Annotated in this window: 21 protein-coding genes and 1 pseudogene; 8 read left to right on the top strand and 14 right to left on the bottom strand. The window is 68.6% G+C overall.

What is annotated here, in order from left to right; all coding sequences use genetic code 11:
• Positions 1–44 precede the first annotated feature (44 nt).
• Positions 45–638: pseudogene (locus A8W25_RS21280) on the bottom strand (aminotransferase class I/II-fold pyridoxal phosphate-dependent enzyme); the annotation flags it as partial.
• Between the two features lie 103 nt (positions 639–741).
• Entirely contained in the window at positions 742–1077 is a 336-nt protein-coding gene (gene fdxA / locus A8W25_RS21275; RefSeq protein ID WP_067163693.1) for a ferredoxin, read from the bottom strand.
• A gap of 141 nt (positions 1078–1218) precedes the next feature.
• On the opposite strand from fdxA, the gene A8W25_RS21270 reads away from it, so the two are divergent.
• From A8W25_RS21270 to A8W25_RS21235, 8 genes are all read left to right on the top strand, one after another.
• The gene (locus tag A8W25_RS21270) at positions 1219–2217 is read left to right on the top strand and encodes a GNAT family N-acetyltransferase (protein ID WP_067163691.1); all 999 of its coding nucleotides are present in this window, start codon (positions 1219–1221) and stop codon (positions 2215–2217) included.
• A gap of 124 nt (positions 2218–2341) precedes the next feature.
• Positions 2342–3079 (top strand): transglutaminase-like domain-containing protein, encoded by a 738-nt coding sequence (locus tag A8W25_RS21265; protein WP_079126223.1) that lies wholly within the window; start codon positions 2342–2344, stop codon positions 3077–3079.
• A gap of 438 nt (positions 3080–3517) precedes the next feature.
• Positions 3518–3829, top strand: coding sequence for a hypothetical protein (locus A8W25_RS21260; RefSeq protein ID WP_067163689.1), 312 nt, complete (start codon positions 3518–3520; stop codon positions 3827–3829).
• A gap of 659 nt (positions 3830–4488) precedes the next feature.
• Positions 4489–5517, top strand: coding sequence for an ABC transporter permease (locus A8W25_RS21255; RefSeq protein WP_067163687.1), 1029 nt, complete (start codon positions 4489–4491; stop codon positions 5515–5517).
• Positions 5518–5546: 29 nt separating this feature from the next.
• Positions 5547–7328 (top strand): ABC transporter substrate-binding protein, encoded by a 1782-nt coding sequence (locus A8W25_RS21250; protein WP_067163686.1) that lies wholly within the window; start codon positions 5547–5549, stop codon positions 7326–7328.
• 64 nt (positions 7329–7392) lie between these two features.
• On the top strand, positions 7393–8370 hold the full coding sequence (locus A8W25_RS21245) for an ABC transporter permease (RefSeq protein WP_067163684.1): 978 nt from the start codon (positions 7393–7395) through the stop codon (positions 8368–8370).
• Positions 8371–8434: 64 nt separating this feature from the next.
• Complete coding sequence (locus A8W25_RS21240) at positions 8435–9502, top strand: ABC transporter ATP-binding protein (protein WP_067163682.1); 1068 nt, start codon at positions 8435–8437, stop codon at positions 9500–9502.
• Between the two features lie 26 nt (positions 9503–9528).
• Positions 9529–10662, top strand: coding sequence for an ABC transporter ATP-binding protein (locus A8W25_RS21235; RefSeq protein WP_067163681.1), 1134 nt, complete (start codon positions 9529–9531; stop codon positions 10660–10662).
• A gap of 137 nt (positions 10663–10799) precedes the next feature.
• Here A8W25_RS21235 and A8W25_RS21230 read toward each other — a convergent pair whose 3' ends face one another.
• The 12 genes from A8W25_RS21230 to typA all read right to left on the bottom strand — a co-directional run bounded on the left by A8W25_RS21230 (position 10800) and on the right by typA (position 25810).
• Positions 10800–11828, bottom strand: coding sequence for an ABC transporter ATP-binding protein (locus A8W25_RS21230; protein ID WP_067163679.1), 1029 nt, complete (start codon positions 11826–11828; stop codon positions 10800–10802).
• Positions 11821–12795, bottom strand: a complete 975-nt coding sequence (locus tag A8W25_RS21225) for an ABC transporter ATP-binding protein (RefSeq protein ID WP_067163677.1) — start codon at positions 12793–12795, stop codon at positions 11821–11823. Before A8W25_RS21225 ends, A8W25_RS21230 begins: the two co-directional genes overlap by 8 nt.
• 13 nt (positions 12796–12808) lie before the next feature.
• Positions 12809–13825: an ABC transporter permease gene (locus tag A8W25_RS21220; RefSeq protein ID WP_067163675.1), complete on the bottom strand. Its 1017-nt coding sequence runs from the start codon at positions 13823–13825 to the stop codon at positions 12809–12811.
• Complete coding sequence (locus A8W25_RS21215; RefSeq protein ID WP_067163674.1) at positions 13818–14741, bottom strand: ABC transporter permease; 924 nt, start codon at positions 14739–14741, stop codon at positions 13818–13820. Before A8W25_RS21215 ends, A8W25_RS21220 begins: the two co-directional genes overlap by 8 nt.
• 72 nt (positions 14742–14813) lie before the next feature.
• A complete protein-coding gene (locus A8W25_RS21210) occupies positions 14814–16442 on the bottom strand; it encodes a peptide ABC transporter substrate-binding protein (RefSeq protein ID WP_067163672.1) in 1629 nt (542 codons plus the stop codon).
• 124 nt (positions 16443–16566) lie between these two features.
• Entirely contained in the window at positions 16567–17478 is a 912-nt protein-coding gene (locus tag A8W25_RS21205; protein WP_067163670.1) for a GNAT family N-acetyltransferase, read from the bottom strand.
• A 130-nt stretch (positions 17479–17608) separates the two neighbouring features.
• Positions 17609–18757 carry an ABC transporter ATP-binding protein gene (locus A8W25_RS21200; RefSeq protein WP_067163668.1) on the bottom strand — a complete coding sequence of 383 codons (1149 nt, stop codon included), beginning with the start codon at positions 18755–18757 and terminating at the stop codon, positions 17609–17611.
• On the bottom strand, positions 18750–19805 hold the full coding sequence (locus A8W25_RS21195) for an ABC transporter ATP-binding protein (protein WP_067163666.1): 1056 nt from the start codon (positions 19803–19805) through the stop codon (positions 18750–18752). Before A8W25_RS21195 ends, A8W25_RS21200 begins: the two co-directional genes overlap by 8 nt.
• 14 nt (positions 19806–19819) lie before the next feature.
• Positions 19820–20761, bottom strand: a complete 942-nt coding sequence (locus A8W25_RS21190; protein ID WP_067163665.1) for an ABC transporter permease — start codon at positions 20759–20761, stop codon at positions 19820–19822.
• Positions 20754–21680, bottom strand: coding sequence for an ABC transporter permease (locus A8W25_RS21185; protein WP_067163663.1), 927 nt, complete (start codon positions 21678–21680; stop codon positions 20754–20756). Before A8W25_RS21185 ends, A8W25_RS21190 begins: the two co-directional genes overlap by 8 nt.
• Positions 21681–21833: 153 nt before the next feature.
• Positions 21834–23453, bottom strand: coding sequence for a peptide ABC transporter substrate-binding protein (locus A8W25_RS21180; RefSeq protein ID WP_067163661.1), 1620 nt, complete (start codon positions 23451–23453; stop codon positions 21834–21836).
• Between the two features lie 455 nt (positions 23454–23908).
• Positions 23909–25810 carry a translational GTPase TypA gene (gene typA / locus A8W25_RS21175; protein ID WP_067163660.1) on the bottom strand — a complete coding sequence of 634 codons (1902 nt, stop codon included), beginning with the start codon at positions 25808–25810 and terminating at the stop codon, positions 23909–23911.
• Positions 25811–25823 lie beyond the last annotated feature (13 nt).

Genomic DNA, 25823 nt, shown 5'->3' with positions numbered 1-25823 from the left:
GCCGCCGAGCCGCTGCTGGCCCTTGCGGGCGCCGACCGGGCGGCGGCCTCCCAGCCCAGCTCCAGGTAGCACTCGTCGGAGAAGACGAGCACGCCGTGCTCGCGCGCCCAGGCGACGATCCGGACCAGTTCGTCCTTGGCGAGCACCCGACCGGTCGGGTTGGACGGCGAGTTCAGCCAGAGCAGCTTGAGGCCGGCGGGGTCCAGCTCGGTCGGGTCGTCGTAGACGACGGGCGTCGCGCCGCAGAGCCGGGCGCCCACCTCGTACGTCGGGTACGCGAGCCGCGGGTAGGCGACCTTGTCGCCCGCGCCGAGGCCCAGCTGGGTCGGCAGCCAGGCCACCAGCTCCTTGGAGCCGACCACCGGCAGCACGTTGCGGTGGCCGACGCCGACCGCGCCGAGCCGGCGCCCGACCCATCCGCTGAGCGCGTCGCGCAGCTCCGGGGTCCCCCACACCGTCGGATAGCCGGGCGAGTCCGCGGCCGCGACCAGGGCTTCGCGGATCAGCGCCGGGACCGGGTCGACCGGGGTGCCGACGGACAGGTCCACGATGCCGTCCGGGTGGGCCGAGGCCGTCGCCTTGTACGGCTCCAGCTTGTCCCAGGGGAAGACGGGCAGGCGTGCGGAGACTGCGCCCACGGAGGTGCTCACTTTCTCGTACTCGGTTCCGTACGGAGGAAACGCCTCGGTCCCGTAGGGCGGTGGGCGCCGTACGGGACCGGGGGGACACACGGTGTCGGTGTCAGTGCTCGCTGTCGGCGTTGATGTCGGCGGGCAGCGCGGCGATGAAGGGGTGATCGCGCTCGATCAGGCCGAGCTTGGAGGCACCACCGGGCGAACCGAGCTCGTCGAAGAACTCGACGTTCGCCTTGTAGTAGTCCTTCCACTCCTCCGGGGTGTCGTCCTCGTAGAAGATGGCCTCGACCGGGCAGACCGGCTCACAGGCACCGCAGTCGACACATTCGTCCGGGTGGATGTAGAGGGACCGCTTGCCCTCATAGATGCAGTCGACCGGGCACTCTTCGATGCATGCCTTGTCCTTAAGGTCGACACAAGGCTCCGCAATGACGTAGGTCACGCTGTCGTTCCTCCTCGATAGGGCGCGGCGGGCCGGTCTGCGGCTCCGTCCACGTGGCGCGCGGGAGCGCGGCGTCGTCGATGCCCACACCTAGTATCTCCGTTCCGGGGCGCGATCCGAACAGGAGGGGCGAAGAGAGCTGTGGAGTTCACCACCGGCGGACGGCTGGTCGTCAGAATCACGCCTGAAGATCAGGGCAAACGCGTATCAGTCAGACACCTGGCGAGGTCCGGGGAGCGGGGCGAGAAGTTCACCGACACGGTCGGCGTTCTCACATCGTGGGACGCCGGAGTGCTGTCGATCGTGCGCAGGAACGGGGAGACGGTCCACGTCCCCGAGCACGAGATGGTCGCGGGCAAGGTCATCCCGGCCGAGCCCGCCCGGCGTCGCGGCCCGGCCGCCACCTTCCGGGAGTTGGCGCTGGTCAGCGCACGCGCCTGGCAGCCGGTGGAGAGCGAGGCGCTGGGCGAGTGGACCCTGCGGGCAGCCGGCGGATTCACCCGCCGGGCCAATTCGGTGCTGCCGCTCGGCGACCCCGGGATGCCCCTGGAGGACGCCCTCGCGTACGCGCACGCCTGGTACACGGCCCGCGATCTTCCCACGTACGTACAAACGTCCACCGGCGCCGAGGGGACCCAGGAGAGCCTCTGTGTCGATCTTGAAAAGTTTGGGTGGGTTCGCGAAGTAAGCGCCCAACTGCGGATCGCCGCACTTGCCCCGATCGGGGACCTCGACGCGGACGTCTCACGGGTCGAGCTGTCCCGTTCCGTCGGTTCCGCCTGGCTCGGCCGCTACCAGCGCACGGGCACGCCGGGAGCCCCGGCGCTGAAGGTGCTGGAGAGCGGCCCCTCGACGTGGTTCGCGACGGTGGCCGGGGACGGGGGCGCGGCGCCCGCCGCGATCGGCCGGTGCGTGGTCGACGGCCGCTGGGCGGGGTTCATGGCGGTCGAGGTGGACCCGGCGCAGCGCCGCCGGGGGCTCGCCACGGCGGTGATGACCGCGCTGGCCCGCCGGGCGCTCTCCGAGGGGGCGTCGGCGGCCTGGCTCCAGGTCGAGGCGGACAATGAAGGGGCCAGGGCCCTCTACGACGCCCAGGGCTTCGCCACCCACCACACCTACCACCACTTCCGGCACGGGTAGGTCAGGTCCGGTGCGCCGGCACCGCACGGTCGGCGTGCCGGCCCCGCACGCCGACCGGACCCGCCGGACAGCACCTGGGTCCGGTCCGGACTTTCCGATCTCCACGAACGGGTACGAGGCGGTTATGGACCACGAAAGCCCCGGCGCCGAGGACTGGCGGCGGCAGTTCGCCGACGAGGCCAGGTCCGGGCGGCCGGACCTCGCGACGCTGTGCCTGCTGATCGGCGCGGTGGCCGATCCGGAGCTCGGGCAGCCCGGTCTGGACGCGGCGCAGATGGAGCTGGACCGCCTCGCCGGACTGCTGCCGTACGGCGTCGCCGGGGCCCGCCCCTGGGCGCTGGCCCTGGCCGAACTGCTCGGCCGCGGCTGCGACTTCCGGGGCACCCCGGCCGAGTACCAGCGCCTGGAGTCCTCACTGCTCCCGGAGGTCCTGCGCCGCAGGCGGGGGCTGCCGATCCTGCTCTCGGTGGTCTGGATGGAGGTGGCCCGCAGGGCCGGGGCCCCGGTGTACGGGGTGGCCCTGCCCGGCCACTTCGTGGTGGGCTTCGGCCGCCCCGAGGAGCGGGTGCTCGCGGATCCGTTCGACGGGGGCCGGCCGCTGACCGGGGCGGACGCGGAGCTCCTGGTGGCCGGGGCCACCGGCGCCCCGCTCGACCCGTCGATGCTCACCCCGGCCGACCCGCCGACGATCGTGCTGCGCATCCTCAACAACATCCGCGCCTGGGCGGCGGCGCGCCCGGAGCACAGCGACGTGGCCCTGTGGGCGCTCGACCTCTCCCTGCTGCTGCCCGCCCACCCCCCGAAGCCCGGGGGCGGCGGCCCGAAGCCGCCGTGGCTGTCCTGCGGCGGCTGCGGCGAATAGGGCGCGTACGGCGGGTACTGCGGGGCCCAGGGCGTCCCGGGCGCGCCCGCCGGATCCTCGGGTCCGCGTCTGGCGAGCACCGGGACCAGGGCGAGCCCGACGGCCAGCTGGAAGAACCAGGTCACCACCTGGAGCTGGGGTCCGGTGTCCAGGTCCCCGAAGTGGTCGAGCAGTTCGAACCGTACGGCCAGGGCGACCCCGATGGCGCCGGAGGCGGTGAGGATCGCGGCGGCCACAAGCCCGAGCGGCCGTACGTGGACGGCCCGCGCCGGACCGCCCCCCGCGGCCGTCAGCGCGATCGCCGTGAGGACGAGGGCCGCCCAGCCGCCGGGTATCCAGAGCAGCGGCAGATGCGCGCCGGTGAACCGCGCCCGGTACTGCTCCCCGGGCAGCTCCACGGCCCAGTAGATCTCCCAGGCGATCATCACCAGGCCGGCCGTGCCGAGCAGCACCAGCGCGGCGATCCCGGCGCCCGCGCCCGGCCGGGCCGCCGGTTTCGGGCCCGGGGTGGCGTCGGGCCGGCGGCCGGCGGCGGCCGTGATCACCAGGGCGAGCCCGGCCGCCAGCGCCGCGAAGGTGCTGAGCAGGGCCCGCCGGTGCAGATCGTGCAGGGCGGTCGAGTCCGTCCAGTCGTCGTGGTGGAGCACCCACAGGGACGAGACCCGCAGCGCCGCGGTGACGGCCCCGACGCCGGCCAGCACGGCGGCGGCGGACGGCGAGCGGGGCACGACCGCGGCCGCCACCGCGTAGACCAGGAGCAGCACGGGGTCGAGGATGCCGGTGGTCAGCGGGGTGCCGCCGCGGTGCTTGGGCGCGCCGGTCCAGAACCACCAGAGGTCCGGCAGGCTGCGGGCGGCGTGGATGTCGCGGGCCAGCCAGGCGGCCGTGATCAGCGCGAGGAAGGCGCACAGGACGGCGCCCGTCAGCCGGGCTCCGGCCGTGAGTGTCTGTGGCTGCGTCATGCCCCTTGCCGTCCCCCCGGTTGGCGTGGCGAGCGCCTGCTCGGGCGAATCCTCCACCCGCGGTGCGCGGATGGACAAGAGGGGTGCGTGGCCCGCGCGTTGCGGAGTCGGTCGGCCGAGACGGCTTGCGCCGCCCCGGCCGACCCAACGGCACCCGCACGGCCGTACGGTGTTCAGCGTGACGCGTTCGTATATCGGTGTTGCGTCAGTCAAGTTGCCTGCTTGTTAACGAAATTGATGGGCATTTATGGAGTCATGTCGCCCGCTCCGACGCCCTGTCAAGCACGCAGTCGCCTCGATGTGCGAAATCTTGTGCCAAGTTCTCCCGTGATCACACACAAGCATGCTCAAACCTCTTGACGCACAAGGCCGGGCCCATGAATGTTCCGGTCAATCAATGACGCCTTCGGGCGCCGTTCGACTCTCTCGGTGCGGGGGCTATGCGCGATGACGAGTTCAACCCAGGCCGCCACTGAACCAACTGATCCCCTTCCGCCTGGCGGGGATTCCGGCACGGGCACGGGACTGACGGCGACGGAACTCATTGGACGCTCTCCCGGACGGCTCGCCTGGGCGCGGTTCAAACGCGACCGGGTGGGCATCGCCTGTGCCGTCACGGTGCTCTCCTTCATTCTCGTCGCCTTCGCGGCACCCTTGATCGCGAAGCTGTACGGAAAAGATCCCTATCAGCTCTACGGCCAGGACCGCGGGCTGCTGAACAGCTACGGCATTCCCCTGAAGCCCAACGGCGGCATCGACGGCGACTTCTGGTTCGGTGTCGAGCCGAACCTGGGCCGCGACGTCTTCACGCTGCTGATCTACGGGATCCGGACCTCGCTGTTCATCTCGCTGGCCGTCACCGTGGTCTCGGTGGCCACCGGGGTGCTGATCGGCCTGGTCCAGGGCTATATGCACGGCAAGGTCGACTACTTCCTCGGCCGGTTCTCGGACCTGATGCTGTCGTTCCCCCAGCAGCTGTTCTTCATCGCCTTCACCCCGGTGATCGTGGCGCTGTTCGTCTCACCGCGCGACGAGGAGCCCACCTATGTGCGGATCGTGGCACTGATCCTGGTGCAGTTCCTGCTCGGGTGGATGGTGGTGGGCCGCCTTGTGCGGGCCCAGGTGCTCTCGCTGCGGGAGCGCGAGTTCATCGAGGCGGCCCGGCTGAGTGGTGCCTCGAACTGGCGGATCATTCGAAAAGAGATCTTGCCGAACATCTGGTCGACCGTTCTCGTCCAGGCCACACTCCTCCTTCCGGCCAATGTCACGGCGGAGGCGGGACTTTCCTTTCTGGGCGTCGGAATCCAGCCGCCGACGCCGGACTGGGGACTGCTTTTCCAGTCGGGTGCCTCGTACTTCGAGTCCGACGTCACCTTCATGTTCTTCCCCGGCATCGCGATGCTGATCTTCGTCGTCGCCTTCAACCTGCTCGGGGATTCGGTCCGGGACGCACTCGACCCCAAGACCGTCCGCTGAACCGTCCACATCCTGACAGGCAGGAATCAATGAGAACTCGCAAGGCGCGCTACGCCTCCGCGTTTCTGGCGGTGGGGACCCTGACACTGTCTGCTGCGTGCAGCAGCGGCGGGGCCGATGACGGGAAGAAGCCCTCGGGCGATGAGAAGAAGGCGACGGTGCAGAACTTCGGCCTCGGCACCAAGGCCGACTCCGCCGGCCCGGCGGTGGCCGTCGAGGGGGCCAAACCGGGGGGCACGGCCTACGACCTGGACCAGGCGGGCTTCGACTACCTCGACCCGGGCCAGCAGTACGTGAGCGACATGCTCTCGCTCCAGCTGCTCTACAACCGCTCGCTGACCGGCTACAAGATCGACGCCAAGACCGGCAAAACGATTCTGGTGGGCGATCTCGCCACCGACACCGGCACCTCCTCGGACGGCGCCAAGACCTGGACGTACACCCTCAAGGACAACCTGAAGTTCGAGGACGGCACGCCCATCACGTCCAAGGACGTCAAGTACGGCATCGAGCGGCTCTTCGCGGACTACCAGACGCAGGGCCCGCAGTACGTCCAGAAGTGGATGCTCGGCCAGGACTACCGCAAGGCCTACGCGGGCCCGTACGAGGGCAAGGAGCTGCCCGACACGGTTCTGGCGACGCCCAACGAGAAGACGATCGTCTTCCACTTCAAGGACGCGCACGCCGACGCCCCGTACGCGATGTCGATGCCCAACGTGTCGCCGGTGCCCAAGGCCAAGGACGACAAGCAGAAGTACAACAACCACCCGGTGGCGTCCGGCCCGTACAAGATCGCCGACTACAAGCCGGGCAAGTCCCTCTCCTTCGTGCGCAACACCAACTGGGACCCCAAGAGCGACCCGATCCGCAACGCCTACCCCGACAAGTGGGAGTTCCAGCTCGGCATCGCCGAGCCCGGCCTCACCAACCGGATGGCCGCCCAGTCCGGGCCCGACAAGTACGCCGTGAACATGTCCGGCTCCGCCGACCCGTCGAAGATGCAGACGCTGACGACGGACGCGCAGTACAAGTCGCGGATCGTCAACGAGTACCAGCCGTACGTCGAGGTCATCAACATCAACACCAAGCGGATCACCAACCCCAAGGTCCGCCAGGCGCTCATGTACGCCTTCCCGATGCAGCAGGTCCAGCAGGCGTTCGGCGGTGGCGCGCAGGGTGAGCTCGGCACCACGCTGATCAGCCCGACGGTGGCCGGATGGCAGAAGTTCGACCCGTTCGGCAAGCTCGCCAAGCCGATGGGCGACCCGGAGAAGGCCAAGGCGCTCCTGAAGGAGGCCGGGGTCACCACACCGGTCAAGCTCAGTTACGCGTACGCCAACACCCCGCGCTGGCAGAACGTCTCGCTGACCCTCGCCAAGGCGCTGGAGAAGGCCGGCTTCCAGGTGGAGCGCAAGGCCATCGACCCGACCTCGTACTACACGGTGGTCGGCAAGGTGAACACGCCGTACGACATCTACCGCACCGGCTGGGGCGCCGACTGGCCGAGCGCCTCGACCGTGGTCCCGCCGACCATGGACGGCCGCAACCTCCAGGACGGCACCAACAACTACGCGTTCCTCAACGACCCGAAGGTGAACTCCGAGATCGACCGGATCATGGCGCTCACCGACATCACCAAGCAGAACGAGGAGTGGCGCAAGCTCTCCGAGTACGTGCTGCAGACCGACACGTCGCAGATCCCGTTCATCTACGACAAGTACTTCAACCTGCACGGCGACGGCCTGGGCGGCGTCACCTACAACCAGGTCTTCGGCACCATCAACCCGAGCACCATCTTCGTGAAGCAGTAGCAGTGGCGGCCCGGTCCCCGGCCCGCCTCACGGGCCGGGGACCGCATACAGACGGAAGAGTCCGATGCTCCGTTTCCTCGTGCGACGACTGCTCGGCGCCGCGGTCATCCTGCTGCTGATCAGCGCCATCACCTACTTCTTGTTCTTCTTCCTGCCCTCCGACCCCGCGCTGCTCTCCTGCGGCAAGAACTGCGACGCGCAGAACGTCGCGCTGATCCGCAAGAACCTGGGGCTCGACCATCCGATCTGGGTCCAGTACTGGCACTTCATGGTGGGCATCTTCGCCGGGCGCGACATGCCCGTCGGGCACTGCCCGGCGCCCTGCTTCGGCTACTCCTTCGCCGACCAGCAGCTGGTGTGGAGCACCATCTCCGACCGCTATCCCACGACGCTCTCGCTGGGCGTCGGCGGCGCGGCGATCTTCCTGACCGTCGGCGTCGGCCTCGGCCTCGTCTCCGCCTGGCAGCAGGGCAGGCTCTTCGACCGGATCGCCAGCGCGGCCTCGCTGCTCGGCCAGTCCGTGCAGATCTACTTCATCGGCCCGATCGCGATCCTGCTGCTCTCCACCAAGATGGGCCTGCTCGACCGCGGCCACGACCCGCACTGGAGCAGCGACCCGGCCGGTTCGGTGTCGGGACTGCTGCTGCCCTGTCTGATCCTCTCGGTGATCTTCTGGTCCAACTACAGTCGGCAGACCCGCTCGCTGATGGTCGAGCAGATGTCGGAGGACCATATCCGCGCGGCCCGCGCCAAGGGCATGAGCTCGCGCTACGTCTTCCTGCGGTACGCGCTGCGCGGCGCGATGGCCACCGTCGTCACCATCTTCGGCGTCGACCTCAGCGCGGTGCTCGGCGGCGCGATCATCACCGAGGTCACCTTCGGCCTCCACGGCCTCGGCTCGCTCTCCGTGCAGGCCGTGCTCCGCAGCGACCTGCCGCTGGAGATGGCCGTGATGCTCATCGGCGCCACGATCATCGTCCTCTGCAACATCGTCGTGGACATGGCGTACGCCTTCATCGACCCGCGGATCCGGCTCTCCTGAGAGCGTCTCGCCCCTCACGGTCCCGGAACCCCGGGGCCCAGGAACCTCCGGAGGAGAACCGTCCGTGAGCACCCTCAGCAAGCCCGAGGCGAAGCCGGTCGCCGACGCGTCCCGCGGCTTCCTCTCGGTCCGTGACCTGTACGTCCACTTCGCCACCGAGGACGGCACCGTCAAGGCCGTCGACGGGCTCTCGTTCGACCTGGCGCGCGGCTCGACGCTGGGCATCGTGGGCGAGTCGGGCTCCGGCAAGTCCGTCACCAACCTCGCCGTCCTCGGTCTGCACAACCCGCGCAACACCACGATCCGGGGCGAGATCCTGCTCGACGGGCAGGAGCTGACCGGGGCCTCGGAGCGCCGCCTCTCCCAGTTGCGCGGCAAGAAGATGGCGATGATCTTCCAGGACTCGCTGGCCGCGCTCTCGCCGTACTACACGGTGGGCCGCCAGATCGCCGAGCCGTACATGAAGCACATGGGCGCCTCCCGCAAGGAGGCCAAGGAGCGGGCGATCCAGATGCTCGGCAAGGTCGGCATCCCGCAGCCACGGCTGCGGGTCGACGACTATCCGCACCAGTTCTCCGGCGGGATGCGCCAGCGCGCGATGATCGCCATGGCGCTGGTCTGCGACCCCGAGCTGATCATCGCGGACGAGCCGACCACCGCGCTCGACGTGACCGTCCAGGCGCAGATCCTCGACCTGCTCAAGGACCTCCAGCGGGAGACGGGTTCGGCGATCATCATCATCACCCACGACCTGGGCGTGGTCGCCAAGACCGCGGACGACGTGATGGTGATGTACGCGGGCCGCTGCGTGGAGCGCGGCACGGTACGGGAGATCATGCGCACCCCGCGCCACCCCTACAGCTGGGGGCTGCTCGGCTCGATCCCCCGGCTGGACTCGCCCGTCGACCTGCCGCTGGTGCCGATCCCGGGCACACCGCCGAGTCTGCTCGCGCCGCCGCCGGGGTGCCCCTTCCATCCGCGGTGCGCCTTCCCCGACCAGGTGCCGGCCGGTGCGTGCGGCTCCGTGCGCCCGGTGATCCCGGAGGACGAGCCGCACGGGGCGGCCTGCCATCTGACGTCCGATCAGAAGTCCACGATCTTCGCCGAGCAGATCCGGCCGCGGCTGCGCTGACGCCGACCAGGAGTCGAGAACACATCATGAGCGAACAGCTGAGCCTCACCAAGGTTCCGGGGCCCCGCGACCAGGAGGGGCCGGAGCCGTCCGCCCCCCTGCTCGAAGTGGCCGGGCTCGTCAAGTACTTCCCGATCACCACCGGCCTCGTCCTCAGGCGCCATGTCGGGGACGTACGCGCGGTGGACGGTGTCGACTTCGCCATCGGGCAGGGCGAGAGCCTGGGCCTGGTCGGTGAGTCGGGGTGCGGCAAGTCGACGACCGGGCGGCTGATCACCCGTCTGCTCGAACCGACCCGGGGCACCATCACGTACGACGGCCGGGACATCAGCCATGCCTCGCGCAAGGAGCTGGCGCCGATCCGGTCCGAGATCCAGATGATCTTCCAGGACCCGTTCGCCTCGCTGAACCCGCGCCAGACGGTCGGCGACATCATCTCCAACCCGATGGCCGTCAACGGCGTCAATCCGCCGGGTGGCCGCGAGAAGCGGGTGCGCGAGCTTCTTGAGATCGTCGGTCTCAACCCCGAGCACTACAACCGCTTCCCGCACGAGTTCTCCGGCGGGCAGCGCCAGCGCATCGGGGTCGCACGGGCGTTGGGCCTCAAGCCCCGGCTGATCGTGGCGGACGAGCCGGTCTCCGCGCTCGATGTGTCGATCCAGGCGCAGGTGGTCAACCTGCTCCAGAACCTCCAGCGGGAGATGGGGATCGCGTTCCTGTTCGTCGCCCACGACCTGGCGATCGTGCGGCACTTCTCGCAGCGGGTGGCGGTGATGTACCTGGGCCGGATCGTGGAGATCGGCGACCGGGCGTCGATCTACGACGGGCCCCGCCACCCGTACACGCACGCGCTTCTCTCCGCGGTGCCGGAGGCGGTGGTGGACGACGAGGGCGAGGGGCGGGAGCGGATCCGGCTCGCCGGTGACGTGCCCTCCCCGATCGACCCGCCGTCCGGGTGCCGGTTCCGGACGCGGTGCTGGAAGGCGCAGTCTCGCTGCGCTTCGGAGACCCCGCCGCTGGTAAGGATTGAGGGAAACCGGGAAGGGCATCTGACCGCGTGCCACTTCCCCGAGGAACCGACGGTCGCGGCGCGGGACGAGGATGTCGTGCTCGATCCCGCGCTCGCCGCGATCGAGGAGGCGACGGACACAGCCCATTGACCCGAGCCCGGGCCTCCGCTCGGAACCGGTGCCCGCGCCCGCACACCCCAGTCACCACGGCGGGCGCGGGCTTCGGCGCGGCCGTTGCGGCGTGACTTAACCTGCGGCCCGGCGGCGGGCTGGCCGCGGGCGAAGGGCTACTCCGGTGGGACCACCTGCTTCTCCTCTGCGAAGTGGCATGCCGAGGGGTGCTGGGCCGGGCCGGAGGCGAGGCGGAACACGGCGGGGACCGCCAGCTCCGGTACCTCCAGGGTGCACCGCTCCTGCGCCTTCCAGCAGCGCGTACGGAACCGGCACCCGGAGGGGATGTTCGCCGGGGACGGCACATCCCCGGTGAGGATGATCCGCTCCCGGTGCTCCCGCGCCGACGGATCCGGCACCGGCACCGCCGAAAGCAGCGCCTGGGTGTACGGATGCGTGGGGTGGTCGTAGATCTCCGCGTCCCGCCCGATCTCCACGATCCGGCCGAGGTACATCACCCCGACCCGGTCCGAGATGTGCCGCACGATCGACAGGTCGTGCGCGATGAACACGTACGCCAGCGAGAACTCGTTCTGCAGGCGCTCCAGCAGGTTGACCACCTGTGCCTGGACCGAGACGTCGAGCGCGGACACCGGCTCGTCCGCCACGATGATCTCGGGCTGGAGCGCGAGCCCCCGCGCGATCCCGATGCGCTGGCGCTGACCGCCGGAGAACTGGTGCGGGTACCGGTTGATGTACTCGGGGTTGAGCCCCACCACGTCCAGCAGGTCCTGGACCTTGCGGCGCCGGTCGCCCTTGGGGGCGACCTCGGGGTGGATCTCGTACGGCTCCCCGATGATGTCGCCGACCGTCATCCGGGGGTTCAGGGACGTGTACGGGTCCTGGAACACCATCTGGATGTTGCGGCGCACGGACCGGAGCGCCTTGCCGGACAGCTCGGTGATGTCCGTGCCCTTGTACTTGATCTGCCCCGCCGTCGGCCGCTCCAGGTTCACCAGCATCTTGGCGACCGTCGACTTGCCGCAGCCCGACTCCCCCACGATACCCAGCGTCTCGCCGGCCGCCAGGTCGAAGGAGACCCCGTCGACCGCCTTCACCGCGCCGACCTGCTTCTTGAAGAGGATGCCCTGGGTCAGCGGGTAGTGCTTGACCAGATCGCGCACTTCCAGAATCGCCTCAGCCATTCAGGCACTCCTTCCAGAAGTGGCACGCACTCCTGCGGCCTTCGGAGACGTGTCCCAGCGGCGGCACGTCGGTGCGGCACACGTCCTGCGCCATCGGGCAGCGCGGATGGAAGGCGCAGCCGGACGGGATGTGCATCAGATTGGGCGGCAGGCCCTTGATCGCGTACAGCTCCTGGCCCTTCTGGTCCAGGCGCGGGATCGATTCGAGCAGGCCCTTGGTGTACGGGTGCGCCGGGGCCTTGTAGATCTCGTGGACGGGGGCCTCCTCGACGATCCGGCCCGCGTACATCACCGCGATCCGGTCCGCGACGTCCGCCACCACCCCGAGGTCGTGGGTGATCAGGATCAGACCCATGTTCATCTCGCGCTGGAGCTCCGCGAGCAGGTCCATCACCTGCGCCTGGACGGTCACGTCGAGCGCGGTGGTCGGCTCGTCCGCGATGATCAGCGCGGGCTCCAGCGCCATCGCCATGGCGATCATGATCCGCTGGCGCATACCGCCGGAGAACTGGTGCGGATACTGCCCGACCCGCTCCTTGGCGGCCGGGATCCGCACCCGGTCCATCAGCTCGATGGACTTGGCCTTGGCGTCCGCCCGGGACATCCCCCGGTGCACGGTGAACATCTCCGCGAGCTGCGCGCCCACGCTCAGCACCGGGTTGAGCGAGGACAGCGCGTCCTGGAAGACCATCGCCATCCCGGACCCGCGGACCTTGCGCCGCTCGTCCTCCTTGAGCTTCAGCAGGTCCTGGCCCTGGAAGACGATCTCGCCGCCGGTGATCCGGCCCGGCGGCATGTCCAGGATGCCCATCACGGCCTGCGCGGTCACCGACTTGCCGGAGCCGGACTCGCCGAGCACGGCCAGCGTCTCACCGGCCGCCACCGAGTAGGTGACCCCGTTGACGGCACTGGCGATGCCGTCCCTGGTCCTGAACTCGACCTGGAGGTCGCGCACTTCGAGCAGCATGGCGTCCAACTCCTCAGCGCAGCTTGGGGTCGAGGGCGTCGCGCACCGCGTCGCCGAGCATGATGAACGCCAGCACCGTGACCGCCAGCGCCCCGGCCGGCCACAGCAGCATGTGCGGGGCGTTGCGGATGTACTGGGAGGCGGCCGAGATGTCGATGCCCCAGGAGACGGACGGCGGCTTCAGGCCGACGCCGAGGTAGGAGAGCGTGGCTTCGAGGGAGATGTACGTACCGAGCGCGATGGTCGCCACGACGATCACCGGGGCCACCGCGTTGGGCGTGATGTGGCGCAGCAGCATCCGCGAGTTGGAGGCGCCGAGCGCGCGGGCCGCCTGGACGTAGTCGTTCTGTTTGGCGGTGATCACCGAGCCGCGCGCGATCCGGGCGATCTGCGGCCAGCCCAGCAGGATCATGAAGCCGATCACCGGCCAGACGGTGGTCGAGGTGACCACGGACAGGAAGACCAGACCGCCCAGGACCACCGGGATGCCGAAGAAGATGTCGGTGATCCGGGAGAGCAGCGCGTCCCAGCCGCCGCCGAAGAACCCGGCGAGCCCGCCCAGGACCGAGCCGAAGAGCGCCACCCCGAGGGTCGTGCAGACGCCGACGGTGACCGAGGCGCGGGCCCCGTAGACGGTCCGGGTGTAGACGTCGCAGCCCTGGCCGTCGTAGCCGAAGGGGTGGCCGGGACGGGAGCCCAGCTGGGCCTTGGAGAGGTCGCACTTGAGCGGGTTGCCGCTCGCGATCAGGGACGGCCACAGCGAGATGACGACCAGGAAGAGGATGATCAGGCCGGAGACGATGAAGACCGGGTTGCGCCGCAGGTCCCGCCAGGCGTCGCCCCACAGGCTGCGGGGCTTGCCCGCGGGGCCCGTGCCTTCCGGGCCTCCCGGGGTCTTCTCCAGGGTCGCTCCCTCGCTGATCGCGAGGTCCATCGCGGCGCCGGTGCCGGTGGGGGCGATGGCTCCCTGGCCGATGCCGCCCGCGCCGGTCGCGGAGATCGCACCTTCGTCGAAGTCGGGCTCAGGCATAGCGGATCCTCGGGTCGAGTACGGCGTACAGGAGGTCGACGACGAGATTCGCCACCAGGAACACCAGCACCAGAACGGTCACGAAGCCGACGACGGTCTGGGTGCTCTGGCGCAGGATGCCCTGGTAGAGCTGGTAGCCGACGCCGTGGATGTTGAAGATCCGCTCGGTCACGATCGCCCCGCCCATCAGGGCGCCCACGTCCGTACCGATGAAGGTGACCACCGGGATCAGCGAGTTGCGCAGCAGATGCCGGGTGATCACCCGGTGTCTGGGGAGGCCCTTGGCGACGGCGGTGCGGACGTAGTCGGCGCGGGAGTTCTCCGCGATCGAGGTCCGGGTGAGCCGGGTGACGTACGCGAGCGAGACCGAGGCGAGGACCAGACCGGGGATGAGCAGCTCGTCGAACGGCGCCTCCGGGGAGACCGAGGGCTTGATCCACCCCCACTCGACGCCGAGCAGCAGCTGGAGCACCAGACCGGTGACGAAGATCGGGATCGCGATGACCACCAGGGTGAGGATCAGCACCACGGTGTCGACCGGGCGGCCGCGCCGCAGACCGGTGACCACGCCGAGGCTGATGCCGATGACGATCTCGAAGAGGATCCCGATGATCGTGAGCCGGATGGTGACGGGGAAGGCCGTCGACATCAGCTCGGTGACCTTCTGGCCGTTGAACGCGGTCCCGAAGTCACCGGTGAACACGTTCCCCATGTACGTCGTGTATTGCTGCCAGACCGGCTTGTCGAGGCCGAACTCCCGCTTGAGGCGGGTGGCGGTCGCCGGGTCGCACGCCTTGTCGCCGCAGAGCCCCGCGATGGGGTCGCCCATCACGTTGACCATGAGGAAGATCAGCAGCGTGGCGCCGAAGAAGACCGGGATCATCTGCAGCAGACGCCGGATCACATAACGTCCCATGAACTGCTCCGAGAGTCGGGGAAGGGGTCCGGCCCGGCGCGGGACGCGCGCCGGGCCGCACCTCCGCCGGCGTCAGCTGACCTTGATCTCGTTGTAGACGGGGACGCTGAACGGGTTCAGGGCGACGTTCGAGACCCGGGTCGAGTAGCCGGCGCTGCCGTTCTGGTACCAGAGCGGGATGGCGCCCATCTGGTCCCGCAGCACCCCTTCGGCCTTCTGGAAGAGGTCGACGGCCTTGGCCTTGTCCGTCTCGGCGTTGGCCTCGTTGACCAGCTTGTCGAACTCGGCGTTGGTCCACTTGCCGTCGTTGGAGGAGGCGTTGGTGTAGTACAGCGGCTGCAGGAAGTTCTGGATCAGCGGGTAGTCCATCTGCCAGCCCGCCCGGAACGGGCCGGACATCTTGCTCTGGGTGATCTGGCTGCGGAAGTCGGCGAAGGTGCCGACCGGGTTGCCCACGCACGCCCTGTCGTTGCCCAGCGCGTTGTTGACGCTGTTGCAGATGGCGTCGACCCACTCCTTGTGCGAGCCGGTGTCCGCGTTGTAGGAGATCTTCACCTGGCCGCCGGGGATCCCGCCGCCCTCCTCGATGAGCTTCTTCGCCCCGGCCGGGTCGTACTTGCAGGCGTCCCCGCAGAGCCCGTCCTTGTAGCCGCCGTCGGCGCCGAGCACCGGCGAGGTCCAGTCGGTGGCCGGGGTGCGGGTCTTCTGGAAGATCGTGTCGGTGATCTGCGCGCGGTTGATCGCCATCGACAGGCCCTTGCGGACCTTCACCGCGCCCGGGGTGTTCCAGGCGTCGTCGTAGAACGGGAAGGCGAGCGTCTGGATGATGCCGGCCGGGGTGTTGATGTACCGGTCGCCGAGGTCCGCCTTGACGTTCTTGAGCTGGGAGGCGGGCACGTCGTCGACGAGGTCGAGGTTGCCCGCGGTCAGATCGGTGTAGGCGGTGTTGTTGTCGGTGTAGACCTTGAGGTCGACGCCGCCGTTCTGCGCCTTGTCCGGGCCGGGGTAGCCGTCCCACTTGCGCATCTCCAGCTTGGAGCCCTTGGTGTACGAGTTCACCGTGTACGGGCCGTTGCCGACCGGCTTGGACAGCCACGCCGAGTGGTTGTCGAAGAAGGCCTTGGGCAGCGGGGCGAAGGCGTTGTAGCCGAGGGTGTCGGGCCAGGTGGAGAACTTCTGGTTGAGCTTGACGGTGAAGGTGCGCTCCCCGGTGACCTTCAGCCCGGAGAGGGTCTCCGCGCTGGGGTCGCCCTTGTCGGGGTGGACCTTGTCGTAGCCCTCGATGTACCCGAAGAAGTAGGCGTTCTTCTGGTTGTGCCGGAGGTCGGCGCCGTAGTTCCAGGCGTCCACGAAGGACTTCGCGGTGACCTTCTCGCCGTCGGAGAAGGTCCAGCCGTCCTTGACGGTGACGTTGAAGGTGGTCGAGTCGGTGGTCTCGATCTTCTCGGCGAGCATGTCCTTGGCCTCGCCGGTCTTCGGGTCGTACCGCTTGAGCCCCCGGAAGAGCATGTCGAGGACCTTGCCGCCCTGCACCTCGTTGGTGTTGGCGGGCTCCAGCGGGTTCTGCGGATCACCCCAGGACGAGCTCACGATGCCGGAGGCACCACTGCCGCCGCCGCTGTCTCCGCCGCCGCAGGCCGTCGCCGCCAGGGCGACGACCACCGCACATGCGGTCCACTTGGCATGCGTGGCTCCGCGCATGGAGTCCTCCTAGAGTCCCAAGTCTCACTTAGGCCCAAATATCACCCCAGAAGAGGACGGAGCGCACGTTCACCGCGCCCGGATGGGCGTACGGAACGCGTCGGAAGGCCGCGGAAGGCCGCCCTCACACCCCCAGCCGTACCTCCCATGTGTCCACCGCGTAGTGCACGCCCATGCCGTGGGACTCGTACAGGCGCAGCGCGCCCGTGACGTTCTCGGTGTCGACGCCGAGGCCGATCGTGTCGCGGCCCCGGAGTGCGTACACCGCGAAGGCGTGGCGCAGGAGGTGGCTGGCCAGGCCCCGGCCGCGGACCTGTTCGAGGACGCCCAGGGTGCGGATCCACCCCATGCCCTCGCGGTCGTCACGGGTGATCAGGACCGCCGCGTCGCCGATGCCCTCGACGGCCGCGATCCAGACGAGGGGCCAGTCGGGGGCGACCTGCCGCAGCCACTGCTCGTACCCCTGCGGGCGGAAGTCGAAGTGGCGGGCGAACGTCTCCTGGTGGAGGCGGTGCGCGGCCCGGCGGTCGGCGTCGTCCGCGCAGGGGCGCAGCCGCACCCCGGCGGGCGGCTCGGGGACCGGGTCGGCCCCGGGGGCGATCGGGCGGGTCAGCACGTGGTGGCGGCGCACCGTGCGCCAGCCGCGCCCGGTGAGCAGGGCGGCGTCCATGGTGGGAGCCGCGTTGAGATGGAGGTGGACCACCGCCTCGGGCGCGCCCGCCTCGGCGGCGAGCTCGCGCGAGCGCGCCTCGGCCAGGTCGAGCAGGCGGATGCCCGCGTCCTGGCGGTCGGGCAGCACATAGTGGTCGATGTCGACGCCGCCGTCCGCGCCCGCGTCGAGGATCGCCGCGTACGCGACGGTGCGGCCGCCCTCGACGGCCACCCACGCCTCGCGCGCCTTCGCCAGGTCCTCCTCGACCTCGCCCAGCGCCGTCTCGGGCGCCCCGATCTCGATCTCGTCGACGGCGTTCAGCAGCGCGCACACCGCTTCCGCGTCCTCGGTCGTGGCGGCCCTGACCCGCGTCCCGTTCTCCATCCGCCCACTGTCGGGCCCAAGTCGCCCGCCCCGCAACGCAATTACCCGGGTACCCGGGCACACGGAAGGGGCGCCCGGAACCGTGAGGTTCCGGGCGCCCCTTCCGTGCGAACGTGTGGGTGGGACGCGGTCAGGCCGCGCCCACGACGTCCTTCTCCTCGGCGAAGTGGCACGCCGACTCGTGCGCGGCCGGGGTGTCCTGGCCCCGGAAGCGCTCGGGCACCGCGAGCAGCGGGACCTCGGTGGAGCAGCGCTCCTCCGCCTTCCAGCAGCGGGTGCGGAAGCGGCAGCCCGACGGCGGGTTGGCCGGCGACGGGACGTCACCGGTGAGGATGATCCGCTCCCGGTGCTCGCGCGCGTCCGGGTCCGGCACCGGCACCGCGGAGAGCAGCGCCTGGGTGTACGGGTGCGTCGGGTGCTCGTAGATCTCCTCGTCCGAGCCGATCTCGGCGATCTTGCCGAGGTACATGACTCCGACGCGGTCCGAGATGTGCCGGACGATCGACAGGTCGTGCGCGATGAAGATGTAGGAGAGGTTGAACTCGTCCTGCAGCTTCGCCATCAGGTTGATGACCTGCGCCTGGACCGACACGTCGAGCGCGGAGACCGGCTCGTCGCAGATGATGATCTCGGGGTTGAGCGCGAGGCCGCGGGCGATGCCGATGCGCTGGCGCTGACCGCCGGAGAACTGGTGCGGGTACCGGTTGATGTACTCCGGGTTGAGGCCCACGACGTCCAGGAGCTCCTGGACCTTGCGGCGCCGGTCGCCCTTGGGAGCCACCTCGGGGTGGATCTCGAAGGGCTCCCCGATGATGTCGCCGACCGTCATCCGCGGGTTCAGGGACGTGTACGGGTCCTGGAACACCATCTGGATGTTGCGGCGGACGGCCTTCAGCGCGCGGCCGGACAGCTTGGTGATGTCCTGGCCCTTGTAGAAGACCTCGCCGGCGGTCGCCCGCTCCAGCGTCATCAGCAGCTTGGCGACGGTGGACTTGCCACAGCCGGACTCGCCGACGATGCCGAGGGTCTCACCCTGGTAGAGGTCGAAGGAGACCCCGTCCACGGCCTTGACCGCGCCGATCTGCTTCTTGAACAGGATGCCCTGGGTCAGCGGGAAGTGCTTGACCAGGTTGCGCACCTGCAGGATCGGCTCGCCGCGGTCGACCTTGACGTCGAGGAGCGCCTCGACCTCGGTCGTCGTCGAGGCGTCCTTCTTCACGACGTCGGTGACGCTGGGAGTCGCGTCCACGGCCTCGTCCTTCTTGGCCGGCTCAGCCATGGATCGTCTCCTTCCAGAAGTGGCAGGCGCTGCCGCGGCCGGTCAGCTCCGAGCCGTCCCGCTCGGTGACCTGGAGCAGCGGCGGCGTGTCCGTACGGCAGATGTCGTCGGCCTTGGGGCAGCGCGGGTTGAAGGCGCAGCCGGCCGGGACCTTGAGCAGGTTGGGCGGCAGGCCCTTGATCGCGTAGAGCTCCTGGCCCTTCTGGTCCAGGCGCGGGATCGAGTCGAGCAGACCCCGGGTGTACGGGTGCGCCGGGCGCTTGTAGAGCTCGTGCACCGGTGCGGTCTCCACGATCCGGCCCGCGTACATCACGGCGATCTTGTCCGCGACGTCGGCGACCACGCCGAGGTCGTGGGTGATCAGGATCAGACCCATCTGGAACTCGCGCTGGAGCTCCGCGAGCAGGTCCATGACCTGCGCCTGAACCGTCACGTCGAGCGCGGTGGTCGGCTCGTCCGCGATGATCAGGTCCGGCTCCAGGGCGAGCGCCATCGCGATCATGATGCGCTGGCGCATACCGCCGGAGAACTGGTGCGGGTAGTCGTTCACCCGCGCGCTGGCCGCCGGGATCTTGACCTTGTCCATCAGCTCGATGGACTTGGCCTTGGCCTCCTTGCGGGAGGCGCCCTGGTGGACCCGGAACATCTCGCCGAGCTGGTAGCCCACGGAGAGGACGGGGTTCAGGGAGGAGAGCGCGTCCTGGAAGATCATCGCGATCTTCTGGCCGCGGATCTTCCGCCGCTCCTCGCCGGACATCTTCAGCATGTCCTTGCCGCGGAACAGGATCTCGCCCTGCGGGATGCGGCCCGGAGGCATGTCCAGGATGCCCATGATCGCCTGCGCGGTCACGGACTTGCCGGAGCCGGACTCGCCGAGGACGGCGAGGGTCTCGCCGGCCGCGACGGTGTAGTTGACGCCGTTGACGGCCTTGGCCACGCCGTCCCGGGTGTGGAACTCGACGTGCAGATCGCGGACTTCGAGGAGCGGCGCGGAGTCGCCCTCGGAACGCGGGGCGGGTACACCCGCCGTTTTCTCAATGGTGGTCATGGAGTACGCCCTCCCTAGCGCATCTTCGGGTCGAAGGCGTCGCGGACCACGTCGCCGAGCATGATGAACGCCAGCACGGTGATGCTGAGCACGGCGGCGGGGAAGAGCAGGGCGTGCGGGGAGGTCAGGAACCGGTCCGTCGCGTCACTGATCATCAGGCCCCACGAGATGTTGGGGTGCTGGATGCCGATACCGAGGTACGACAGGGCCGCCTCGGCCGAGATGTAGACACCGAGGTTCATCGTCGTGATGACGATGACCGGGGCCAGCGTGTTCGGCAGGATGTGCCGGAACGCGATCCGCGAGGTGTCGGCGCCGAGCGCCTTGGCCGCCATCACGTAGTCGTTGTGCTTGTTGGCGATGACCTCACCGCGCATGATGCGGTAGACCTGCGGCCAGCCGAGCGCGGCCATGATCAGGGCCACCGACCAGGCGTCGCCGCCACCGACGATCGACATGATCAGCAGCGCGCCGACGATGAGCGGCAGCGCCGAGAACACCTCGGTCACACGGGAGAGGACGGCGTCGAGCCAGCCGCCGCGCAGACCCGCGATGATGCCGAGCACACCGCCGAGGGCGGTCGTCGCCAGCGTGGTGACCACACCGACGATGATCGAGTTCCGGGTGCCGAAGACGGAGCGCGTGTAGATGTCGCAGCCCTGGACGTCGTAGCCGAACACATGGCCCGACGACGGCGGGTTGAGCGAGTTCTGGAGCTGGCAGAAGCCGTCGCTGAACGGGCTGCGCGAGGTGAACAGGCCGGGGGCGATCGCCAGCGCCAGCAGGATCACGATGACCGCGGCGGAGATGATGAACATCGGCCGCTTGCGCAGGATCTCCCAGCCGTCGCGGAGCAGGCTCGCCTGACGGGCCGCCGCCTTCTCCTCGGCCTCGGTCGTCTTGTCGCTCACCGCGCCGTCGGCCGGCGCGGTCTTCTCGATGGTCTTCTCACTCATAGCGGATCCTCGGGTCGAGCACGGCGTAGAGAAGGTCTACGACGAGGTTGGCCACCAGGTAGATCAGGACGAGCAGGGTGACCAGACCGACCACCACGGGCCGCTCGCGCAGGTAGACGGACTTGGCGAGCTGGCCGCCGATGCCGGGCAGGTTGAACAGCCGCTCCGTGATGATCGCGCCGCCCATCAGCGCACCGAGGTCCATACCCAGGAAGGTGACCACGGGGATGAGCGAGTTGCGCAGCGTGTGGATGCCGATCACGCGGCGCCGGGGCAGGCCCTTGGCGATCGCGGTGCGCACGTAGTCGGCGCGGATCGACTCCGTCATGCTCGCTCTGGTCAGTCGCGCGATGTACGCCATCGACGTCGACGCCAGCACGATGGCCGGAAGGATGTAGCTGGTCGGCCAGCCGTCGTCGATGCCCGCGACCGGGGTGATCCCCAGCTTCACGCCGAGCTCCAGCTGGAGCACGCTGCCGAGGACGAACACGGGGATCGAGATCAGCAGCAGCGTGCTGACCAGGACCAGGTTGTCGACGAACTTGCCCCGCTTCAGCGCCGCGAAGATACCGGCGGTGATGCCGAGGACGGCCTCGATGCCGAACGCGGTGAGGGCGAGCTTGAGGGTGACCGGGAAGCGCTCGCTGACGATCTCCGAGATCGGGCGACCGGTGTACGTGGTACCGAGGTCACCGGTGAAGACACCGGTGATGTAGTGCCAGTACTGCACGATCTTCGGGTCGTTGAGGTGGTACTGCTCACGCAGCATCGCCGCGACATTGGGGTCGGCGCGCTTCTCGCCGGCCAGGGCCTGGATCGGATCGCCCTTGAGTGCGAAGACCAGGTAGAAGATGAGGAACGTAACGCCTATCAGTACAGGGATCGCCTGCAGGATACGGCGCACGACGAATCGGCCCATCGGTTCTCCAGAGGGGTGCTGACTCGCCCGGTGCCGGTGAGGGGTGGCAGAACGGACAAGGCGGACGGCAGACAGGGTGGGCAGGGAGAGACCCGGACCGGACTCCCCCTGCCCACCCTCGGCCCGCAACTACTTCACGGGACTTGAGCTGGATCAGCTGAGCTTGACGGTGTCCCAGAGGACGTTGTGACCGGCAACGCTGATGCTCTTGATCTTCGAGCTGAAGCCCGCGTTGAGCTTGTAGAAGTAGACCGGGATGTACGGCAGGTCCTTCGCGAGGATGTCGTCCGCAGCCTGGTACTTCTTGATGGCCTCGTCCTTGGACGGGGCCTTGTCGCCCTCGACGAGGAGCTTCTCGAAGTCCTCGTTCACGTAGCCCGCGTAGTTGGAGCCGTTCTCGATGGCGTCCTTGGAGAAGATCGGACGGAGGTAGTTCTCCATGTCCGGGTAGTCCATGTTCCACGCCATGCGGAACCCGCCCTGGTACTTCTTGGCGTCGAGGTCGTTCAGGATCGCCTGGAACTTCTCGAACGGCTTGGCGGTGACCTTGAGGCCCAGGTTCTGCTGCAGCATGTTGGCGACGGCCTCGACCCACGCCTTGTGGCCGCCGTCGGCGTTGTAGCCGATCTCCAGCGTGTTGTTCGGCAGACCGCCGGCCTGGTCGAACAGCGCCTTCGCCTTGGTCGGGTCGAAGGTGCACGCCTCGCCGCAGGCGCCCTTGCGGTAGCCCTGGATGATCGGGCTGATGAAGTCGTCGGCCGGGGTGCGGGCACCCTGGAAGATCTTCTCCGCGATGGTCTTCCGGTCGATCGCCATCGACAGCGCCTTGCGCAGCTCAGGCTTCTTGAAGGCCTCGTTGTACTTCAGCGGGAAGCCGATGAAGCCAACGCTGGAGTCCGGCGTGTCGATGACACGGTTGTCCAGGTCCTTCTTGTACGTCGCGAGCGCCGAGTCCGGGATCGCGATGTGGAAGTCGATGTTGTTGGCGAGGAGGTCCTTGTACGCCGTGTCCAGGTTCGAGTAGATCTTGAAGTCGACACCCTTGACCTCGATCTTCGAGGCCTCCGGGTACTTGTCGTACTTCACGACGCTGATCTTCTCGTCGTGCTGGAACTTGCCCGACATCTTGAACGGCCCGTTGCCGATCGGGGCCTCGCCGAAGCCCTTCGGGTCGTTGAAGAACACCTTCGGCAGCGGCGAGAACGCCGAGAAGGAGAGCTGGGCCGGGAACGCCGAGAACGGCGCTTCCAGCGTCACCTGGAGGGTGTTGTCGTCGACGGCCTTGAGGCCGGACATCTCCTTGGCGGCGACCTTCTTCTTCGGTCCGGGGTTGAGGTCCTTGTAACCCTGGATGTGCGAGAAGAGGGGGTTCGTCTGCTGGGCGTTGTCCTGGTTGGCGCCGTAGTTCCAGGCGTCGATGAAGGACTTCGCCGTGACGGCCTCACCGTTGTGGAAGGTGAAGCCGGGCTTCAGCTTGATCGTCCAGACCTTGGAGTCCTTGGTCTCGACGGACTGCGCGAGGTCGTTGACGACCTCGCTCTTCTCGTTCAGCTTGGTGAGCCCGGTGAACAGGGCGTGAATGACCTGTCCGCCCTCGGTCTCGTAGGTGTTCGAGGGCACGAGCAGGTTCTGCGGCTCGCCGATCTCCATGGAGATGACGCCGTTCGAACCCCCCTTGCCCTTGCTGTCACCGTCGCCGCCACCACAGGCAGTCGCAGCCAGGGCGACGACCGCCGCACCCGCGACCCACTTGGCGCTCTTGGCACCACGCATGGGTTCCTCCTCATGAGTCCACTTGTCACAACAAGAGGGGCACAAAAAGATCGCCGACACCCCTGACGGCGATCGTTGAAGCGCCCCGAGTGTGCTCGTGAGTCGGCACTCCCCACAGTGCGTGACCCATTGACCCGAGCTCAATGGAGCCAACTATTAAGTACGGCCGGGCTGTAAACCACACTTAAAGGGTCTCGTTTTGACAACATCAGCTCAGGCCAACAGTCCGAAATCCGGACAAACAGAGCACAGACAGACACGCCCGAAACGGACCGTTAACACATCTTCCGGAGAGCGGCGCTCGATATCCGAACAGGATGTAGGGGAAAACAACTTGACCCCGCGACAGGCGGAAGGCAGTCTGCGCGACCGCACGCGGACCCACCGTACGACAACGGCCCGGCGCCCCGCGAAGATCGCGGAGAGCCGGGCCGTGGAGACCGACCGGACTACGCTCAGCCGTGCTTGGCGCGCGAGGCCGTGCGGCCGCGCTCCTTCTGGTCCAGGACGACCTTCCGGATACGGACGGCCTCCGGGGTCACCTCGACGCACTCGTCGTCGCGGCAGAACTCCAGGGACTGCTCCAGGGAGAGCTTGCGCGGGGGCACCACGTTCTCGGTGTTGTCCGCGGAAGCCGCACGCATGTTGGTGAGCTTCTTCTCCTTGGTGATGTTCACGTCCATGTCGTCGGAGCGCGAGTTCTCACCGACGATCATGCCCTCGTACACCTCGGTGCCGGGCTCGGTGAACAGCACACCGCGCTCCTGGAGGTTGATCATCGCGAACGGCGTGACCGCACCGGCGCGGTCGGCGACCAGCGAGCCGTTGTTACGGGTCACCAGGTTGCCGAACCACGGCTCGTGGCCCTCGTGGATCGAGTGGGCGATGCCCGTACCGCGGGTGTTGGTCAGGAACTCCGTACGGAAGCCGATGAGGCCGCGGGACGGGACGACGAACTCCATGCGGACCCAGCCGGAGCCGTGGTTGGACATGTTGTCCATACGGCCCTTGCGGACGCCCATGAGCTGCGTGACCGCGCCCATGTGCTCCTCGGGGACGTCCACCGTGAGGCGCTCGACCGGCTCGTGGGTCTTGCCGTCGACCTGCTTGGTGACCACCTGCGGCTTGCCGATGGTCAGCTCGAAGCCCTCGCGGCGCATCTGCTCGACCAGGATGGCGAGCGCGAGCTCACCACGGCCCTGGACCTCCCAGGCGTCGGGGCGCTCGGTGTCCAGCACGCGCAGCGAGACGTTACCGACCAGCTCGCGGTCGAGGCGGTCCTTGACCTGGCGGGCGGTGACCTTGCGGTCCTTGACGGCGGACTTGGCGTCCGCGCCCTTGCCGGTGCCGCCACGGCCGACGAGCGGCGAGGTGTTGGTGCCGATGGTCATGGAGATGGCCGGCTGGTCGACCGTGATCAGCGGCAGCGCGATCGGGTTCTCCGGGTCGGCCAGCGTCTCGCCGATCATGATGTCCGGGATACCGGCGACGGCGCAGATGTCACCGGGGCCCGCCACCTCGGCCGGCTTGCGGGTGAGCGCCTCGGTCATCATCAGCTCGGAGATGCGGACGTTCGAGATCGAGCCGTCGCGCTTGATCCAGGCCACCGTCTGGCCCTTGCGCAGCTCGCCCTGCTCGACGCGGAGCAGCGCGATACGGCCGAGGAAGTTGTCGGCGTCGAGGTTGGTGACGTGGGCCTGGAGCGGCGCGTCCTCCTCGTACGTCGGGGCCGGGACGTGCTCCAGGATCGTGGAGAAGAACGGCTCCAGGTTGGTGGAGTCCGCCGGGACCGTGCCGTCGTCGGGCTTGGTCAGCGAGGCGATGCCGTCACGGCCGCAGGCGTAGACGATCGGGAACTCGATCTGGTCCTCATCGGCGTCCAGGTCGAGGAAGAGGTCGTACGTCTCGTTGACGACCTCGTCGATGCGGGAGTCCGGGCGGTCCGTCTTGTTGATGCAGAGGATGACGGGCAGCCGCTGCTGGAGCGCCTTGCGCAGCACGAAGCGGGTCTGCGGCAGCGGGCCCTCGGAGGCGTCGACGAGGAGCACGACGGCGTCCACCATCGACAGACCGCGCTCGACCTCACCGCCGAAGTCGGCGTGGCCGGGGGTGTCGATGATGTTGATCGTGATGGGGGCCCCGCCGTCCTTGGGGTGGTACTTGACGGCGGTGTTCTTCGCCAGGATCGTGATGCCCTTCTCACGCTCCAGGTCGTTCGAGTCCATCATGCGGTCGTCGAGGTGCTGGTGCGCGGCAAACGCACCCGCCTGCTTGAGCATGGCGTCGACGATGGTCGTCTTACCGTGGTCGACGTGGGCGACGATGGCGACATTGCGGATGTCGTGGCGCGTGGGCATGCTGGCTGGCGCT

Origin of the sequence: Streptomyces sp. ERV7 (assembly GCF_001653515.1) — a bacterium.
Classification (GTDB): Bacteria; Actinomycetota; Actinomycetes; order Streptomycetales; family Streptomycetaceae; genus Streptomyces.
The sequence above is the reverse complement of the archived record's forward strand: the minus strand, read 5'-3'. Positions and strand labels throughout refer to the sequence as shown.

What these genes read in the sequence shown, in the direction of transcription:
- A8W25_RS21265 (WP_079126223.1), top strand. Translation starts at nt 2,342, where the DNA reads ATGGACCACGAAAGCCCCGGCGCCGAGGACTGGCGGCGGCAGTTCGCC.
- A8W25_RS21255 (WP_067163687.1), top strand. Translation starts at nt 4,489, where the DNA reads ATGACGAGTTCAACCCAGGCCGCCACTGAACCAACTGATCCCCTTCCG.
- A8W25_RS21250 (WP_067163686.1), top strand. Translation starts at nt 5,547, where the DNA reads ATGAGAACTCGCAAGGCGCGCTACGCCTCCGCGTTTCTGGCGGTGGGG.
- A8W25_RS21245 (WP_067163684.1), top strand. Translation starts at nt 7,393, where the DNA reads ATGCTCCGTTTCCTCGTGCGACGACTGCTCGGCGCCGCGGTCATCCTG.
- A8W25_RS21235 (WP_067163681.1), top strand. Translation starts at nt 9,529, where the DNA reads ATGAGCGAACAGCTGAGCCTCACCAAGGTTCCGGGGCCCCGCGACCAG.
- A8W25_RS21230 (WP_067163679.1), bottom strand. Translation starts at nt 11,828, where the DNA reads ATGGCTGAGGCGATTCTGGAAGTGCGCGATCTGGTCAAGCACTACCCG.
- A8W25_RS21225 (WP_067163677.1), bottom strand. Translation starts at nt 12,795, where the DNA reads ATGCTGCTCGAAGTGCGCGACCTCCAGGTCGAGTTCAGGACCAGGGAC.
- A8W25_RS21220 (WP_067163675.1), bottom strand. Translation starts at nt 13,825, where the DNA reads ATGCCTGAGCCCGACTTCGACGAAGGTGCGATCTCCGCGACCGGCGCG.
- A8W25_RS21215 (WP_067163674.1), bottom strand. Translation starts at nt 14,741, where the DNA reads ATGGGACGTTATGTGATCCGGCGTCTGCTGCAGATGATCCCGGTCTTC.
- A8W25_RS21210 (WP_067163672.1), bottom strand. Translation starts at nt 16,442, where the DNA reads ATGCGCGGAGCCACGCATGCCAAGTGGACCGCATGTGCGGTGGTCGTC.
- A8W25_RS21205 (WP_067163670.1), bottom strand. Translation starts at nt 17,478, where the DNA reads ATGGAGAACGGGACGCGGGTCAGGGCCGCCACGACCGAGGACGCGGAA.
- A8W25_RS21200 (WP_067163668.1), bottom strand. Translation starts at nt 18,757, where the DNA reads ATGGCTGAGCCGGCCAAGAAGGACGAGGCCGTGGACGCGACTCCCAGC.
- A8W25_RS21195 (WP_067163666.1), bottom strand. Translation starts at nt 19,805, where the DNA reads ATGACCACCATTGAGAAAACGGCGGGTGTACCCGCCCCGCGTTCCGAG.
- A8W25_RS21190 (WP_067163665.1), bottom strand. Translation starts at nt 20,761, where the DNA reads ATGAGTGAGAAGACCATCGAGAAGACCGCGCCGGCCGACGGCGCGGTG.
- A8W25_RS21185 (WP_067163663.1), bottom strand. Translation starts at nt 21,680, where the DNA reads ATGGGCCGATTCGTCGTGCGCCGTATCCTGCAGGCGATCCCTGTACTG.
- A8W25_RS21180 (WP_067163661.1), bottom strand. Translation starts at nt 23,453, where the DNA reads ATGCGTGGTGCCAAGAGCGCCAAGTGGGTCGCGGGTGCGGCGGTCGTC.
- typA (WP_067163660.1), bottom strand. Translation starts at nt 25,810, where the DNA reads ATGCCCACGCGCCACGACATCCGCAATGTCGCCATCGTCGCCCACGTC.